General features: G+C 36.0%; 10 protein-coding genes. 7 read left to right on the forward strand and 3 right to left on the reverse strand.

Annotated features, from left to right (window positions below; translation table 11 throughout):
- Positions 1-19 precede the first annotated feature (19 nt).
- From IO90_RS18390 to IO90_RS10745, 5 genes are all read left to right on the forward strand, one after another.
- On the forward strand, positions 20-952 hold the full coding sequence (locus IO90_RS18390; protein ID WP_051878547.1) for a hypothetical protein: 933 nt from the start codon (positions 20-22) through the stop codon (positions 950-952).
- A gap of 107 nt (positions 953-1,059) precedes the next feature.
- Positions 1,060-1,440: a hypothetical protein gene (locus IO90_RS10730; protein ID WP_051878550.1), complete on the forward strand. Its 381-nt coding sequence runs from the start codon at positions 1,060-1,062 to the stop codon at positions 1,438-1,440.
- An 81-nt stretch (positions 1,441-1,521) separates the two neighbouring features.
- The gene (locus tag IO90_RS10735) at positions 1,522-2,028 is read left to right on the forward strand and encodes a ferritin (protein ID WP_034966340.1); all 507 of its coding nucleotides are present in this window, start codon (positions 1,522-1,524) and stop codon (positions 2,026-2,028) included.
- Positions 2,029-2,044: 16 nt separating this feature from the next.
- Positions 2,045-3,928 carry a DUF3857 domain-containing protein gene (locus IO90_RS10740; RefSeq protein WP_034966343.1) on the forward strand — a complete coding sequence of 628 codons (1,884 nt, stop codon included), beginning with the start codon at positions 2,045-2,047 and terminating at the stop codon, positions 3,926-3,928.
- 13 nt (positions 3,929-3,941) lie between these two features.
- Entirely contained in the window at positions 3,942-5,915 is a 1,974-nt protein-coding gene (locus tag IO90_RS10745) for a DUF3857 domain-containing protein (RefSeq protein ID WP_034966346.1), read from the forward strand.
- 171 nt (positions 5,916-6,086) lie between these two features.
- Here IO90_RS10745 and IO90_RS10750 read toward each other — a convergent pair whose 3' ends face one another.
- Together IO90_RS10750 and IO90_RS10755 are read right to left on the reverse strand one after the other, a co-directional pair.
- Complete coding sequence (locus IO90_RS10750; protein WP_034966349.1) at positions 6,087-9,245, reverse strand: UvrD-helicase domain-containing protein; 3,159 nt, start codon at positions 9,243-9,245, stop codon at positions 6,087-6,089.
- Positions 9,246-9,295: 50 nt separating this feature from the next.
- Positions 9,296-9,892: a ribonuclease HII gene (locus IO90_RS10755; RefSeq protein ID WP_034966350.1), complete on the reverse strand. Its 597-nt coding sequence runs from the start codon at positions 9,890-9,892 to the stop codon at positions 9,296-9,298.
- Between the two features lie 130 nt (positions 9,893-10,022).
- On the opposite strand from IO90_RS10755, the gene IO90_RS10760 reads away from it, so the two are divergent.
- Together IO90_RS10760 and IO90_RS10765 are read left to right on the forward strand one after the other, a co-directional pair.
- Positions 10,023-12,944 (forward strand): SusC/RagA family TonB-linked outer membrane protein, encoded by a 2,922-nt coding sequence (locus IO90_RS10760; RefSeq protein ID WP_034966352.1) that lies wholly within the window; start codon positions 10,023-10,025, stop codon positions 12,942-12,944.
- Between the two features lie 5 nt (positions 12,945-12,949).
- Complete coding sequence (locus IO90_RS10765) at positions 12,950-14,521, forward strand: SusD/RagB family nutrient-binding outer membrane lipoprotein (RefSeq protein ID WP_034966353.1); 1,572 nt, start codon at positions 12,950-12,952, stop codon at positions 14,519-14,521.
- 122 nt (positions 14,522-14,643) lie between these two features.
- Here IO90_RS10765 and ffh read toward each other — a convergent pair whose 3' ends face one another.
- Complete coding sequence (gene ffh, locus IO90_RS10770) at positions 14,644-16,008, reverse strand: signal recognition particle protein (protein WP_034966356.1); 1,365 nt, start codon at positions 16,006-16,008, stop codon at positions 14,644-14,646.
- Positions 16,009-16,405 lie beyond the last annotated feature (397 nt).

The following is a 16,405-nucleotide window of genomic DNA, read 5'->3' on the forward strand; positions in this document are numbered from 1 at the left end:
TTAAATAAAATTTAAAGAAATGAAAAAGATATTTTTTACCCTAGCTATAATTTTTGGAGGATTGATCTCTGCTCAAGATTATTATGATACTTATCCAAACGAATATAACGGATACGAGTATTATGATAACTCTTATGATTATCCTGAGGATTATTATTACAATTTTCCAACGGACTATTATCCAGACCAATATTACCAAGGTTATTATAATGACTACAGAAAGGCAGTTTACAATGTCAATTGGAACCAGTTTTTTATACAACATCGTTTGAGTCCGTTTCAGATAGAGCAAATTATGATGTTGAATAACAGATTTGCTTCTTACAACGCTTGGAACTCTTACTACAGATGGAATCCGGATAGATGGTACTACGACAGATTCTATGCACTGCAAAATATTCTGGGACCAAGGATTTTCGTAGTTTATCAAAATGTTTACTTCCGAGGCGCGAGTCCATTTGTGTTCTACAGAAACAGAAACGTGAATTTCTATGCGAGAAGATATCCCGTTCGACCAATTTACAGAAATGTGAATATCAATATCTACAAAGTGAACCGTGGGAATTTCAAGGAAGGCTTCAGAAATGATGGAAGAAATCAAAATATGATCACGCCGAATAGAAATGATGGAATTCGCACGCAACCAATCAGAAGTGGAGCGAATGGAAATAACATCGGCGGAATCAGAAATTCACAAAATGGAGGCGGTCGAATTGATAATAATTCAGGAATCAGAAACCAAGGCGGTGTGAGAAACGGCAATGAAAACATCAGAAAGCAATCTGCTCCAGCGATTAAAAATGAAGGAACGAGAGGCCAGAATAATGGCATCCGACAAAATCAAAATTCTATCAGAAAATCTGAGGTGAAAGGCAATGGCGGACAGAGAAGTGCGTCTCCAAAATCTGACAATAGCAACAGAAGTTCGGGAATGAGATTGACTTCAAGATAAGTTGGTTGAGAATTTAACAAAATTTTATAATTTATTAGATTAACCTTATTATTTTTTAGACATCAAACAAATAAGTAAAATATATTAATATTAAAAATCAATTTAAAATGAAAAAAATAATTTTAAGCGCCGCATTTCTTGGACTAGGAGTTTTCGGATTTGCACAGCAATCAAAATCTATAAGCGGAGATCACACTCAGAAGAAAGCTGAGCATCTTCAAAAAATGAAACAAGAATTGAATCTCACCGATGCGCAAGTTCTACAATTGAAAACGCTGCACGAGAAAAAAGCAGTAGAAAGAAAAGCAGATTTTGAAGCTAAAAAAGGTGACAGAATACAGAAGATGAAAGAGAATGAAGCGGAAATGCAGAAAATCCTGACGCCAGATCAATTCAAAAAATATCAGGAAATAAAAGCAAAAAAAATGGCAGATAGAAAGGCCAATTTTAAAGATAGAAAGAAGGTTGATGCAACGGTAGTTAAGTAATATGTTATTTTGTGGTTAGTTTTAGTAAGAGTCGTTAATTTTAACGGCTCTTTTTGCTATATTTGGGAAAAATTAACAATAATGGTAAGCGAAACAATAATAAACCTGGTAAACGAGCAAATCACAAAAGAACAATATGCGGCACAGCTTTATCTATCGATGAGTGCGTGGTTCTATGCTCAAGATCTTGAGGGAATTGGAAACTACTTCAGAGTACAATCCAAAGAAGAATTGATGCACGCAGACAAGATGTTTGACTACGTGAACGACATCGGAGGAAAAGTAATCCTTAATGAAATCCCAAAACCACCGAATGAATTCAACAACGCGCAGGAGATTTTTGAAAAAGCTTTGGATCATGAGAGATTGGTGACAAAAAGTATTTTCAATATCGTAAAAGCGGCAAATGACGAAAGCGATTTTGCTACCACAAGTTTCTTGCAATGGTTCATCAATGAGCAAGTGGAAGAGGAAGCTAGCGCATCACTTTTGGTAACGAAAATCAAAATGGTGAAAGACAATCCTTCGGCGTTGTATCTATTTGATCAAGAGTTGGCACAAAGAGTTTTTGTTCCGGCAGCGAATTAATTTCCTTCAAAAACTAATGAAAAAACTAATAACCGTATTGGTGTTAATGTCAGTCAAGGCGTTTTCACAAAATTATGCTATCTCAGAAATTCCGGAAGAACTTAAGAAAGATGCGAATGCTGTAGTTCGGAATTATTCTTCGGAATATTTGATAAAATCTTGGAATGATATGGAAATCAAACAAAAACAAGTGGTTTCTATACTCAACAAAGCGGCAGAGAAGTTTTCTTACGTCAATATCCCCTATGATAAGAACAGAAAAATATCGGAAGTAAAAATAAAAATACTGGATGCAAATGGCAAGCAGCTCAAAACCTATTCGAAAAGTGATTTGAATGATGTGAGTCAATCTGATGACTCCGATTTGTACTCAGATTACAGAGCTTTGGCCTCCAGAATTATACAGCCGACTTATCCTTATACAATAGAAGTAAGTTATTCTATAAGAACAAATGATACCGCATTTTTACCAAAATTGCAGCCTTACTTCAGCAACAATATTTCCATTGAGAACTTAAATATAGAATTCAGAAATGAGTCAGGTATCAATCTTCGAAAGAAAATTACAGAATCTGATTTTGGAAAAGTAGAACTTTCAGAAAGTGGTAATAGTCTGAAAGCATCTTACAAAAACATCCCAGCCTACAAGTATGAGAAATATGCTCCAGAACCTGAAACGCTTTTTCCAAAGATTGAATTCGCATTAGATAAAGCTTGTCTTAAAGATAAATGTGGCGATTTTTCCAGTTGGCAGAGTTTGGCAAAATGGTACAATACTTTGATGGAGCCGGTTTCTGTTATCACACCTGAAATACAGAATGAAGTGAATAGCCTGAATTTGAAGGGTTCGACTTCTGAAAAAGTAAAAACAATCTACCAATACATGCAGAAAAAAACAAGATATGTTTATGTAGGAATTGGGATTGGTGGTTGGCAACCGATGGTAGTAGATGATGTCAGGAAAAAGGCTTACGGTGATTGTAAAGCACTTACAAATTATATGCGTGTTTTGCTCAAGGCAGCTGGCATTCCTTCATATTATGCTACGATCACTATGGACAATACGCCGGTCCATTATGATGAGAATTTTCCAAAGATAGGCGGGAATCACGTTATTTTATACATTCCAACGGAGCAGGGAGATATTTGGTTGGAGAATACAAATCAGAATATTGCATTCAATCATTTAGGATATTCTACCAGAAACAGAAATGTAGTTTTGATGGATACCCAAAATGCCAAAATTATAAATACACCGACTTACAAGGCAGAAGATAGCGAGGAGGCAATGCATTTTGTAGCTACAATTGCCGAAGATAATTCACTCTCGGGTAAATTCAAATTCGATTTTTCTGGAGGATTGTATGATTTCAATCTCCGCAAAGTTACTATGACGCCTGAGCAGATGAAAGAGTATTTGAAATCAGAATTATACATGTTGAATTTTTCTTCTATTGATTACAATAACCTTTTAAATGACAAGGATAATGGTAAGCTATCTTATAATATAGATTTTAAAGCTAATAATTTTTCTAAAAATTTGGGGAATGATTTGTATTTTAGAGCGTTGCCGGTTTCTGACAGTGGATTTTATTTAGAGAATTCCGAAGACAGGAAATTCCCGGTTGAAGTTGCGTTTGGCTTTACAGATAATTATGAGGTAGAATATACAATTCCTAAAAATTACAAATTTTCTGAGGTACCATTGGCGAAAAAAATTGATTCGGAATATGGTAATTATTCTATCGAGTTCTCCCAAAAGGATGATAAAATCATAATTAAAAGAAAATTTAGGCTTAATAAAGGTTCTATTGCTGTAGAAAAAATCCCAAATTACATCAATTTCAGAAAACAAATCAATAAAATTGACGCAACCAAAATCCTGATAACCAAACTATAAAATTATACAATCAATGAAAACGAAAATTTTACAACTGATTTTATGTTGTTCAATCATATCAATTTTTGGGCAAACCAAGTTTTTAGACCTTCCAAAGTTGGACAAAGCTGATTTACAAAGTACTTCCTATGCGAAAAATCCCTCTGAAGCAGCCGAGGTGCTATACAGAACGTACCACTACTGGATAGAGTACAGCGGTCAGATGCATCTGGAAGTGATTAGCCGTGTTAAGATTTATAAAAAAGACCAAGCAGACAAATTTCTGAACCAAGAGATTTATACCTACGATGGCAAAAACAACAATTCTGAAAAAGTCAATTCTCTAAAAGTCACGACATACAATCTTGAAAATGACAAAATAGTTACGACAGTTGTAGATAAAAGTTCCAAATACAAATCAAAGGAGTCAAAATATCATTCTGTTACAAAATTTGCATTTGAGAATGTAAAAGATGGTTCTGTGGTAGAATATAAATACGAGGTTCTATCACCATTCTATTGGAATGTTGATAGAGTTGGAGTAGAAGATATTGTTCCCGTTCGTCATTTCGAGTATGTTTTTGACCATCCAAAGTTCTTAGGCTACAACATAGATTATAAAGGTGAGCTTTCTCCAAAAAAGAGAGAAGTTGGAGATAGATACATGTATGGTGGAGATTATTATACCTACAGATTTACTTATGACAACATTGCACCATACAGAAATGAAAAATATGTGCATAATCTGAATAATTATAAGACTTCGATCCGAGCAGAACTTAACTCCAGCAATGTCACTCATAATTCTAGACCCTACGAAAATTCGGATTCTGGAGGTTTCAAATCTTACGCATATACTTGGAGCGATATCAGAAAACAACTCTATGACTCCAAATTCTTCGGTGAGGAAATCAAAAGAAAATCTCTGGTCAAAGATGTGCTTCCCCAGGATATTAAAAATATTGCAGATGCAGAAGCGAAAGCGGCTGCAATTCTAAAATTTGTTCAAAGCAACTACACTTGGAACCGAAATTATGGCGAAGGCGTAGAAGATGGAGGTGGTATAAAAAGATTGTTGCAAACCAAAGTTGGTAACTCTGGGGAGATTAATCTACTGTTGGTGATGCTAATGAAATCTGCAGATCTGCAAGCCGAACCTTTGGTGCTTGCGACTATAGGAAAAGGTTTGCTGATGGATCATTCCCCTTCCTATAACCAACTTAATTATGTTATTGCTTTTGTAGATATCAAAGGAAAACCATTTCTTTATGATGCTACATCCAAGATGTCTGTTCCAAATCTCATTAGACCAGATGCGCTCAATTATGTAGGCTATATCATGACAGAAAAAGAAGCTAAAAAAGTGAATGTCTTTACGCCGGGAAAAAGTACAACTTATCTCACAGTAGATGCAAACCTTAGTAACGAAGGAACTTTTTCTGGCAAATTTTCTGATAGAGATACCAAATTATATGCATTCATGAACAGTGAAAGATATTCAGAAGATAGCGCGGCTTTCCAAAAAAACTATTATAAAGACAGATATACTTTCCCCTTTACCAATATCAAATCTGAGGTAATGGAGAACAATGATTTCCAAACCAGTTTTGATTTTGATGCGGATAGTTTTGTAGATGGAATCGGGGGTAAATTGGTTTTCAATCCACTTTTGTTTTTATACAACAAATCCCACGAATTTGACCAGGCAGACGAGAGACGTTCACCAATCGAACTTTATACAGGCTACGACAAGATCAAAAAAGTGACGATTACTCTACCTGATGGTTACGCTTTCGAAAATGTGCCAAAATCCAAAAAGTTCAGAACAGAAGACAATGCGATCCAATACATTTACAAAGTGACTCAAGAAGGTAATAAACTGACTGTAGAAACCACAACAACGGTTGAAGACCCGGTTTATCCGAAAGAATATTATCCAGCATTCAAACAGATTTTCGATAATATCACAAAAATGGAAGGCCAAGTTGTAACGGCTGTTAAAAAATAAAAAATAAAATCCCGAGATGTATTTCTCGGGATTTTTATTTAAAGTCGCAGAGCGCGACGAACTTAAAAGCAATAATATATTATTGAGCAAAGCTCCAGAGGAGCGATATGTTTGTAGAAAATCAGCAATCAAGCAACAAAAAGCTCCAGAGGAGCGACATGAATTTCCTCACTAAATATAAATCACATCCGTTTTCAAAACCTTTTCCCCAAATTGCTCCAATTTTTCCTGATAAAGCGCCACCTGTTTCTGGTCTTTTTCTTTCTCACTTCCTGTTTTGAAATCCACAATGATGAAACCATTTTTTGTCTTAATCAATCTATCCGGACGATAAGTTTTCGACGTTCCATCTTCCACAGAAAGCATATCTCTTTCATTGATGATGGTCAGATTTTCTTCGAAATAGGAAGCGTAATTGTTATCATTAATGATATTCTCAATGCGTTCCAAAATCGAAGTTTTCTCTTCATCCGTAATTGTTCCTTCCAAAACATAAGAATTCAGAACTTTCAGAACATCTTTTTTTGTTTTGATTTTTGATAGGATTTCGTGTGTGAAAATTCCCATTCTCACGTGTTCCACACGGTTTTGATAACTTTTGGATGAAGTTGCAATTTCGATATTCGAAGCTTTCTCTGTTTTTTGTGAAATGGAGCTAATATTTTCTGACAGATATTCTTTTTTTTCTTTTCTTTTTTGTTTTTTTAATGACTGTGCTGAGGTTTCATAAACATCAAATGAATCTAATAATTCACCATTTTTCGTGGGCTGAAATTGACTTGCAAAATCAAATAATTCCAAATGATTTGCAGATTTATTCGGTTTTTCCAGAAAGAAGAAAAGTTGTTCCACAGGTCGCGTCGTTGCCACATATTGAATGCAAAAACGGTCGATTTTATTTCGGTAAGAATTAATCAAATTAAAACCTGCCAATTCTTCATCATATCTTTCCAGTTCAGGCGAAAATTGGTTTAGAATCACCGTTTTCAGTTCATCTTCGCTTCCCAAATCAAACCATTCCGAGAATTTGCCATCATTATTTTTATTTTCCATAGGAATGAAAACGATGGGAAATTCCAGACCTTTCGCTTTGTGAATCGTCATAATCTGAATCGCATCCACATTTTCACTCGCCTGAATACTGATTTTTGAAGCTTCATCATCCCAATATTTCAGGAATTCTTTCAGCGTTGCGCCCGTGTTTTGCGTGTAATTGTGGAGCATTTCAAGGAAATTCAACAGGAAGTCCGTTTCCTTATTTTCGACGGAAAATTCGTGAACGTAATATTCAATGAAATTGTAAAGATTAAGTTGCGGAATGTCTTTCTGAATGAGCGTTACATTATATTTTTCATTAATGAAATCTTCGATATCTTTCTTGTTATCAAACTTCAAAATCTCTTTAATTTCCGACGTAAAATCCGTCATTGTAATTCTTCCCGAAACATTCAAGAAGTACATCATTTTAACTAAAAACTGACGGTTTTTCGGAACCAGATTCCATTTCAAAAACTCAATCAAAGCTTTGATGGTAAAGGCTAAATCGAGAGTCAAACCTTTTTCGGAAATCGTTTTGATGTAAGTTTCCTTTCCTTTGTAATTGACTTTCAAATTTCCCAAAAGCTGAGAATAATTAAAAATATCCGAATTTCCCCTGCAAAGAATCGTGATGTCGGAAAAATCAAAACCATTGTCCAAACTTTCCTGAATGTCATTCTGCATTTTCGCCACCGTTTCATCGTAGAAAACATTTTTGGTGGAGTTTTCCAAAAGATGAATTTTCACTCTTCCTTCCAGTTTGGATTTTGATTCCTGCAAAGCATTTTCGCCGAAGATTTTCTGATGCTCATCATTCAAATCGCCGGACATAAAATCGTACAACTTATTATTAAAATCAACAATATTCTTCGCGCTTCGCCAATTGAAACCGAGGTTTTCTGCTGTTGCAAATTTTGGTGTAATTTCTTTTTTATTAATGATGTTAAGCATCAACTCACTTTCGCCACCACGGAATCTGTAGATGCTTTGTTTCGGGTCGCCAACGATGGTGAAACTCGTGTCGTCCGACGTGATGCTGTTGTCCCGAAGCGGAAGGAAATTCTGCCATTGCATCGTGGAAGTGTCCTGAAATTCATCAAAGAAATAATGCTGAAACTGCGTCCCAACTTTTTCATAAATGAAAGCGGAAGGTTCATTCCGAAGATTTTCATTAATCAAAATATTGAACTTAGAAAGCAAAACCAAATCGTTTTCTTCCTCGATTTCCAATAGCTTTTTCTGAATATCGGCGTTCACCTTTAAAGGCAAAATCGCTTGCAGAACTTTTTCTTTTTTTTGAGAATTAATGTAAAGGTCAATGATTTGTCTTCGCCACGAAATCAATTGTGGTAAAATATCCTGAATCTCTGCTTGCTTATGTTTTCCTTTTGTGGAAGCGCCTTTCAGAAACGTTTCAATCTTCGAATCTTCGGAAGTTGTCGGGAACGGAAATTTTTTATCCTTGATTTTATGAAACTCAAGGATATTGACAAAAAATCCACCAATTCCACTTTTTCCGCTCGCAAAATCCTCAATCTCAATATCTCTGCTTTTGATTAATTCTAAAGCTTTCTTTGCAATTTCAAGCGATTCTGATTTTAGATTTTTAATCGTTTCCCTAAGTTCATTTTTCTTGTTTTCATAAGCTTCCCATTCGAAATCTTTGTTGTCCTGCAAAGGTTTGTAGTGCACATCGCTCACAAATTTCTTCGCCGAATTGTAAAGCGTTTGATTGAGATTGACGCGCTCGTTATTATCCAGATTATAATTAACATAATCCATAAAAGCGTCGGAAACGGTTTCGTCTTCGCCAATTTCGTCCAGCATTTTGTCAACCGCTTCAATCAAATAAGGTTCTGGCTGAATTTCCAGATTGAAGTTCTGCGCCAATCCCAATTCGTAGGAAAAACTCTTTACCAATCGGGAATTGAACTTGTCAATCGTTCCAATGTTCAAAGTCGAGTAGTGGTGCAAAATATAATCAAGCACTTTCTGCGAACGGTGATGCAAATCGTCCAACGTAATCTTGTAACCCTGATTCGCCAATGCTTCCTGAACATTCTTCAAATCCTGATTTTCAGTGTAATTATCTTTTACAAATTCGCCGAGATAGAAGAGGATTCTTTCCTTCATTTCTTTGGCCGCCTTGTTGGTGAAAGTCAATGCCAAAATCGTTCGAATAGCATCTGATTGATTGGGAAATCGAAGGCAAATCATCAATAAACTCTGAACCAGACGGTAAGTTTTGCCAGAGCCGGCGGAAGCGTTGATGACGGTGTATGAGTTTTGCATCCTTATATAATAGGTTAAGGAAGCAATTTACAAAATAGTTTTAAAAAAAATTAATCAATCTCGACATCGTAGTCCAATCGGAAAGATTTCCTGTGGTGAATTGTAGGCCCAAATTTTTTAAGTCCTTTTTGATGCGTTTTGGTACAATAGCCGAAATTGGTATCCCAGCCGTAATGTGGGAACTCATCGTGAAGTTTTATCATCAGATTGTCACGGTAATTTTTTGCGATGATAGAAGCGGCGGCGATTGAAAGAAATTTGCTGTCACCTTTGATGATGCAATGGTGTGGTGTGTAATTATAAGGATGGAAACGATTGCCATCCACCAGAATCAATTCTGGTCTGTTTTTCAATTGGTCCAGAGCCAGATGCATCGCGTGGATACTTGCGTTCAAAATATTATGTTGGTCAATAAATTCCGGAGAAAGTTCGGCAATTGCAAAATCTACTGCATTTTCACGAATGTACAGGTCGAGATTCTGTCTGGTTTTAAAATTTAACGTTTTAGAATCATTAACTAAATTTTGCTTAAAATTTTTGTCAACTATCACAGCGGCAGCAACAACGGGACCAGAGAGACAACCTCTTCCGACCTCGTCGCATCCGGCTTCTAAAAGTGTTTGTGAAAAGTTTTGTAGTAGGGGCATAATAAATATAACGATGCAAAGTTATAGAAATAGTAAACTTTGCATAATATCATTAACAAATTTTTAACAATTTGTATTGTGTATATTAATAAAGTTTTGCATTTTTGTTTATTGAAAAATTTGATTTGATATGAAAAAATTAACAACAAGCGTGTTGGCTGTAGTTCTTTCGTCCTCTTTTGCAATGGTTTCTGCGCAAACGGTACAAGACACAGCTAAGACACAAGATATCGAGGGCGTTGTAGTGACGGCTTTGGGTATCAAGAGAGAAAAAAAATCTTTAGGATATGCTACTCAGCAAGTTTCCGGAGAAACCCTTTCTGACGCAGGACAAACAAATGCTTTAAGTGCTTTGTCTGGAAATGTTGCAGGAGTTCAAGTTACTGCTCCATCTTCAATGGGAGGTTCTACTAGAATCACAATGAGGGGGATTAGCTCTGTAACTGGTGAAAACAGACCTTTGATTATTGTTGATGGTGTTCCTTTGGATAACTCCAATGTCAATAGTGTTGACACACAAAGAGGAGCGGGAGGTAGAGATTACGGTGATGCTACATTTGATATCAATCCAGATGATATCGAAAGTGTAACTGTTCTTAAGGGTGGTCCTGCTGCTGCGCTTTATGGTTTTAGAGCTGGTAATGGTGCCATTATCTACACGACTAAATCTGCAAAAAGAGGTAGGACTGAAGTCCAGTTAAATACTGGGGTTACTTTTGAAAGTATCAATATCAGACCAAAATTACAGAATCAATATGGTGGAGGTAGTGAAGCTACTCTTCAACAAGTTGAAATTAATGGAGTAACTTATAACGTTCCAGATTATAGTTATGATGAGTCTTGGGGTCCAAAATATGATCCTAATTTGATGCATTTACCTTGGAATGCTTTTGATCCGGAATTTGCTGGTGATTATTTAAAAGAAATGCCTTGGGTCGCACCTAAGCATGATGTAGATTCTTTCTTCAACACGGGGGTAACTTACACAAATAACTTCTCAGTTTCCAAATCTTTTGAAAATACTAATGTAAGATTATCTTATACAAATACTAACATTAGTGGTATTGTTCCAAATAGTAAAATTAATAAGGACAACCTTAATATTAACGTTAATACAGCTCTCTCTGATAAATTAAAAGCTGAAGCGAACATTAACTATGTTCGTACTGCAGGTTTCAACAGACCAGAACAAGGTTATGGTGATAACTCTATTGCACAAAAGATGTATCAATGGGGTCAAAGACAACTTGACTATTCTAAGTTAAAAGATTACAAACTTTCTACTGGAGAACAGAGAACGTGGAATAGAACTGCTTATGATGATGCTACGCCTTTGTATTCTGATAACCCATATTGGACTATCTATGAGAATACATCTGCAGATCAAAGAAACAGATTCTTCGGTAGCGCAGGTTTAACATATAATTTCAGCAAAAAATTGTTCGCTACAGGTAAAGTTTATGGAGATACTTATTCTCAAACAATTACTTCACAGGTTGCAATCGGTTCTGCTGCGCTTTCAGAATTTAATATTCAGAAAAGAAACAGATCTGAGTTCAATTATGAAGCTAAATTACATTACAATGATAATTTTGGTGATTTAAGCTTAAACTCTTTTGCTGGATTTAACATCATGGACAATAAAGTGGATGTCCTAAATGGTAATTCTAATGGAGGACTTGTAATCCCGAATTTGTATAACCTAGCAAACAGCAGAGATAATGCTACTTCTACAAATAGTGCTAGTCACTGGTCAACTAGAAGTTTATTTGCATCCGTTTCATTAGGATATAAAGATTTCTTATATGTTGAAGCTACTGCAAGAAATGATTGGTTTTCCATGTTGAATGATGATCAGTTCTATCCATCTGTAACCGGTAGTTTTGTTTTCTCCAGCTTATTAAAACAAGATTGGCTTAGCTTTGGTAAATTGAGAGCAGGGTGGTCTAGCGTTGCAGGAGGAGGAAATCCTTATATTAGAGGAACTTATACTGTGATTAATAATCCTTTCCAAGGGGATCCAAGTTATTCAATGCCAAACACATTTGGTAATCCATTGATTCAACCTGAGCTTAAGAAAACTAAAGAGATTGGTTTAGAAGCAAGTTTCTTTAGAAATAGAGTTGGTTTTGATGTAACTTACTATGACGTTGAATCTACTGATCTAATTATACCATTACCAATCGATCCTGCTTCAGGATATGGATTTAAAACTGTAAATGCAGGTTTAATGACTAATAAAGGATTAGAAGCGATGGTGAATATTACACCAATTAAAACAAGTGATTTCTCTTGGGATATGACTTGGAACTTTGCTCAAAATAGAAACAAACTTGTTGAATTAGCTGAAGGTTTAGATACTTACGTATTGACCAATGCACCTTTTAGAGCTCAACTTGCTGCACAAGTAGGATATTCTTATGGTGTTATATTAGGAACTGATTTCGTTTATGATGATAATGGAAATAAAGTTGTTGGTTCAAACGGTCAATATTTAGCGTCAGCAATTAAACCTTTAGGTTCGATCTTGCCAGATTACAATATGGGTCTAAGAAATACCTTCAAATATAAAAATCTTAGTTTGTCATTCTTATTTGACATGCAACAAGGTGGAAGTTATTTCTCAACATCTCACATGTGGGGCATGTACTCCGGAATGCTTGAGGAGTCTGCACTAGGAGGAAATAGAGAAGCCGGTGTTATACTTCAAGGTGTGAAACAAGATGGAAGCATTAATGATATTTTGTTAGATGCGCCAACTTGGGGTGGTACATATTATAGTACTGTAGATGCGCAAAACGTATTCGATGCTAGTTATATCAAATTAAGAGATATCACAATTGGATATGATTTACCTAAATCTATTATTGGTAACGCTTTCCAAGGGATTAGAGTTTCAGCATTTGCTAGAAATCTATTTGTTTGGAATCTAGATTTCAAAGGAATTGATCCAGAAAACGTTTCTTACGGGTCAGGTAATTTCCAAGGTTTGGAAGGAGGTTCTTTACCTTCAACCAGAACTTACGGATTTAATGTAAACTTTAAATTTTAATTAAAATGAAAAAAATATTTTCAATATTATCAATTGTAGCCTTATCACTAACGGTTACAAGTTGTGCAGATACATTTGAAGAAATCGATACTAATCCAAACTCTACCGAAAATCCACTTCCTACAGGCCTTTTTAATAGTGCTAACAAAGAGTACATGGATTATACAAGAGATGGATGGGTGTCTGCAAGAATGATTTTACCTTGGGTTCAATATTCGGCTCAAAGAATTTATACTGAAGAAGATAGATATCAATACAGATTAAGTACTGATGTTCAACTTTGGACAAGATCATATTATGTAGCGACGGATTACAAAAAGATAATAGATCTTAATACAGATCCAGAAACAAGAGATCAGATGAAAGTTTACGGATCTAATGAAAATCAGATTGCGGCAGCAAGAATTATGTTGTCTTACGTATTCTTAAATATGGTAGACTCATTTGGTGATGTTCCATATTGGTCTTATGGTAATAAAGATGCTGATTTTCAAGCGCTTAATGTTGATGATCAAGTTCAGCCAAAATTTGCGTCTCAGATGAAGATTTATACCGACATCTTGAAAGAGCTTAAAGAGTCTGCTGAAATGATTACAGGGAGTCCTACTAGTAGAGTTTTTTCTGAAGGAGATCAAATTTTTGGAAGTACTGCTAAACTTAAAAAATTCGCAAATTCATTAAGACTTAGAGTTGCTACAAGAGTAAAAGGAGTTGTTCCTGGAGCGGAAGCACATATTACAAATGCAATTGCTTCTGGAGTTATGACTTCGAATGATGATACGGTTGGGATAACTTACGGTAATACAAACTTAACTGCTTCACCTTTTTGGTTAACTTATGTATCTAGATCAGATTTCTCTATTTCTAAAACATTTGTAGAATTGTTGAAAGGTCAAAGAGGTAATTTTGGTGAAGATCCAAGAATTTTCAAATATGCTGCTCCAACATCTGTGAAAGTAGGTAATATTAGAAATCAAACAATGACTGAAGCTACTGATGTGGATGAGATTGTTGGTATGCCTTACGGTGTAACTAGTCAAATGTCAACTACACAAGCTCCTACGGCTAGTTTCTTTGGAAAAGATGTTCTTAAGTTAGATTATACAGAAATATTTATGGAATATGCTGAAGTAGAATTCTTATTAGCTGAAGCTAATGGATGGTCTCAAAGCCACTATGAAAATGGTGTGAGAGCTTCTATGGAAAGATGGGGGATAGATTCTGCTAAGATAGATTCTTTTGTAGCTTCATTGCCAGCAGCTTCTCCTGCAACTGTAGGCGGTCAAAAATATGTAGCTTTGTTTATGCAACCTCACGAAGCTTGGGCGGAGTATAGAAGGACAGGATACCCTAACACATTGTTATTGCCTGGTCAAACTGGTGAGTTAAATGTACCAACAGCAAGTGGTCAAACTACTTATGTATTTACACCTTTAATCGCTGGATTGACAGATGTTCCTAAAAGAATTTTCTATCCGACGACTGTTCAGAACTTGAATGGTGTTAACTACCAAGCAGCTGTTCAATCAATTGGAGGAGATAAAATGGACACTCCATTAATCTGGGACAAAAACTAAGAATAAGTTTTCACTCCAAATATTAAAACCCGCATCTTGCGGGTTTTTTTATACAAAAAATTCACATAAAAAAAACCTGAGAAAATTTTCTCAGGTTTTATATTTACATACGATGAAGTAATCTACTTCCCAAACAATCCGCCGCCCATTCCCGGCATATTCGGCATTTTGCTCATCATTTGCATCATTTGTTTACCTTGTGGGCCTTGCATCATCTTCATCATTTTTCCCATTTGATCAAATTGTTTCATCAAGGCATTTACATCTTCCAATTTTCTACCAGCACCTTTAGCAATTCTCTGTTTTCTTGAAACATTAATGATAGAAGGTCTTCTTCTCTCATCTGGCGTCATAGAGTGGATGATCGCTTCGATGTGCTTGAACGCATCATCATTGATGTCCACATCTTTGATCGCTTTCCCGACACCTGGGATCATTCCCATCAGGTCCTTCATATTACCCATCTTCTTGATCTGATTGATCTGCTTCAAGAAATCATCGAAACCAAATTCATTCTTGGCGATCTTCTTATGAAGTTTTTTCGCCTCTTCTTCATCAAATTGCTCTTGAGCTCTTTCCACCAAGGAAACAACATCTCCCATTCCCAGGATTCTGTCCGCCATTCTTTCCGGATAGAAAAGATCCAAGGCTTCCATTTTTTCTCCAGTCGAGATGAATTTGATTGGCTTCTCTACAACAGAACGGATTGTCAAAGCGGCTCCACCTCGGGTATCACCATCCAATTTCGTAAGGACAACACCATCAAAGTTTAGTGTATCGTTAAACGATTTCGCCGTATTCACAGCATCCTGACCTGTCATAGAATCTACAACAAACAAAGTCTCATTCGGCTGGATCGTGCTATGAACAGACTTGATCTCGATCATCATCTGCTCGTCAATTGCCAAACGTCCCGCTGTATCCACGATCACCGTATCAAAACCATTCGATTTTGCATAGTTGATGGCGTTGGATGCGATAGAAGTTGGATTTTTATTTTCAAGTTCTGTGTAAACTTCAACATTGATCTGTCCACCAAGAACTTTCAACTGATCGATTGCCGCAGGTCTGTAGACATCACAAGCTACCAAAAGTGGCTTCTTGCTACGTTTTTGTTTCAGGTAATTGGCCAACTTTCCGGAGAAAGTAGTTTTACCAGAACCTTGAAGTCCAGCAATCAAAATAACGCTTGGTTTCCCCGAAAGATTGATGCCTTCCTGGCTTCCACCCATCAATTCCACCAACTCATCGTGAACGATCTTCGTCATCAATTGTCCTGGCGTAAGAGACGTCAGAACGTTTTGTCCTAGCGCCTTATCTTGCACGCGTTTCGTCAGATCCTTTGCAACTTTGTAGTTCACATCGGCATCTACGAGTGCACGTCGGATTTCTTTTACAGTTTCTGCAACGTTGATCTCAGAGATCTTTCCGCGACCGGAAATATTATGAAGCGCCTTATCTAGCTTATCTTGTAAACTGTTGAACATAACTTTGTGTAATATATTAAGGTTGCAAAAATAAGAAAATTTAAACAAAGGAAATAGACTCATCCATTACTTATCGATCATCATTTAGCATTTATATTATTTGGGTAGCTTTATCCGTCTTCAGCTCTTAATCTTTTTTGCAGATGATTTCCATTTCGATAATAGAACTTGAGTCCACACAAAAAAAGGGTTTCCCTTCTCGCCGAGCTACAGATTCAGTATAAAGCAGCTCCTGTATGATGCGTAGTAAAATTTCGCGTGATATTTAATTTAAAACGGGATAAGAATTTAAAAAAAATATAAAAGGCCATAGAATGGCGACCTGTCGGTAGAAATCAACAGATCACTGTAATCTAAGTTCCAGATGAGCAAACTTTAATACATTGATTTTAAATTA

The sequence above is a fragment of the Chryseobacterium sp. FH1 genome (assembly GCF_000735135.1).
In the GTDB taxonomy this organism is placed as follows: domain Bacteria; phylum Bacteroidota; class Bacteroidia; order Flavobacteriales; family Weeksellaceae; genus Epilithonimonas.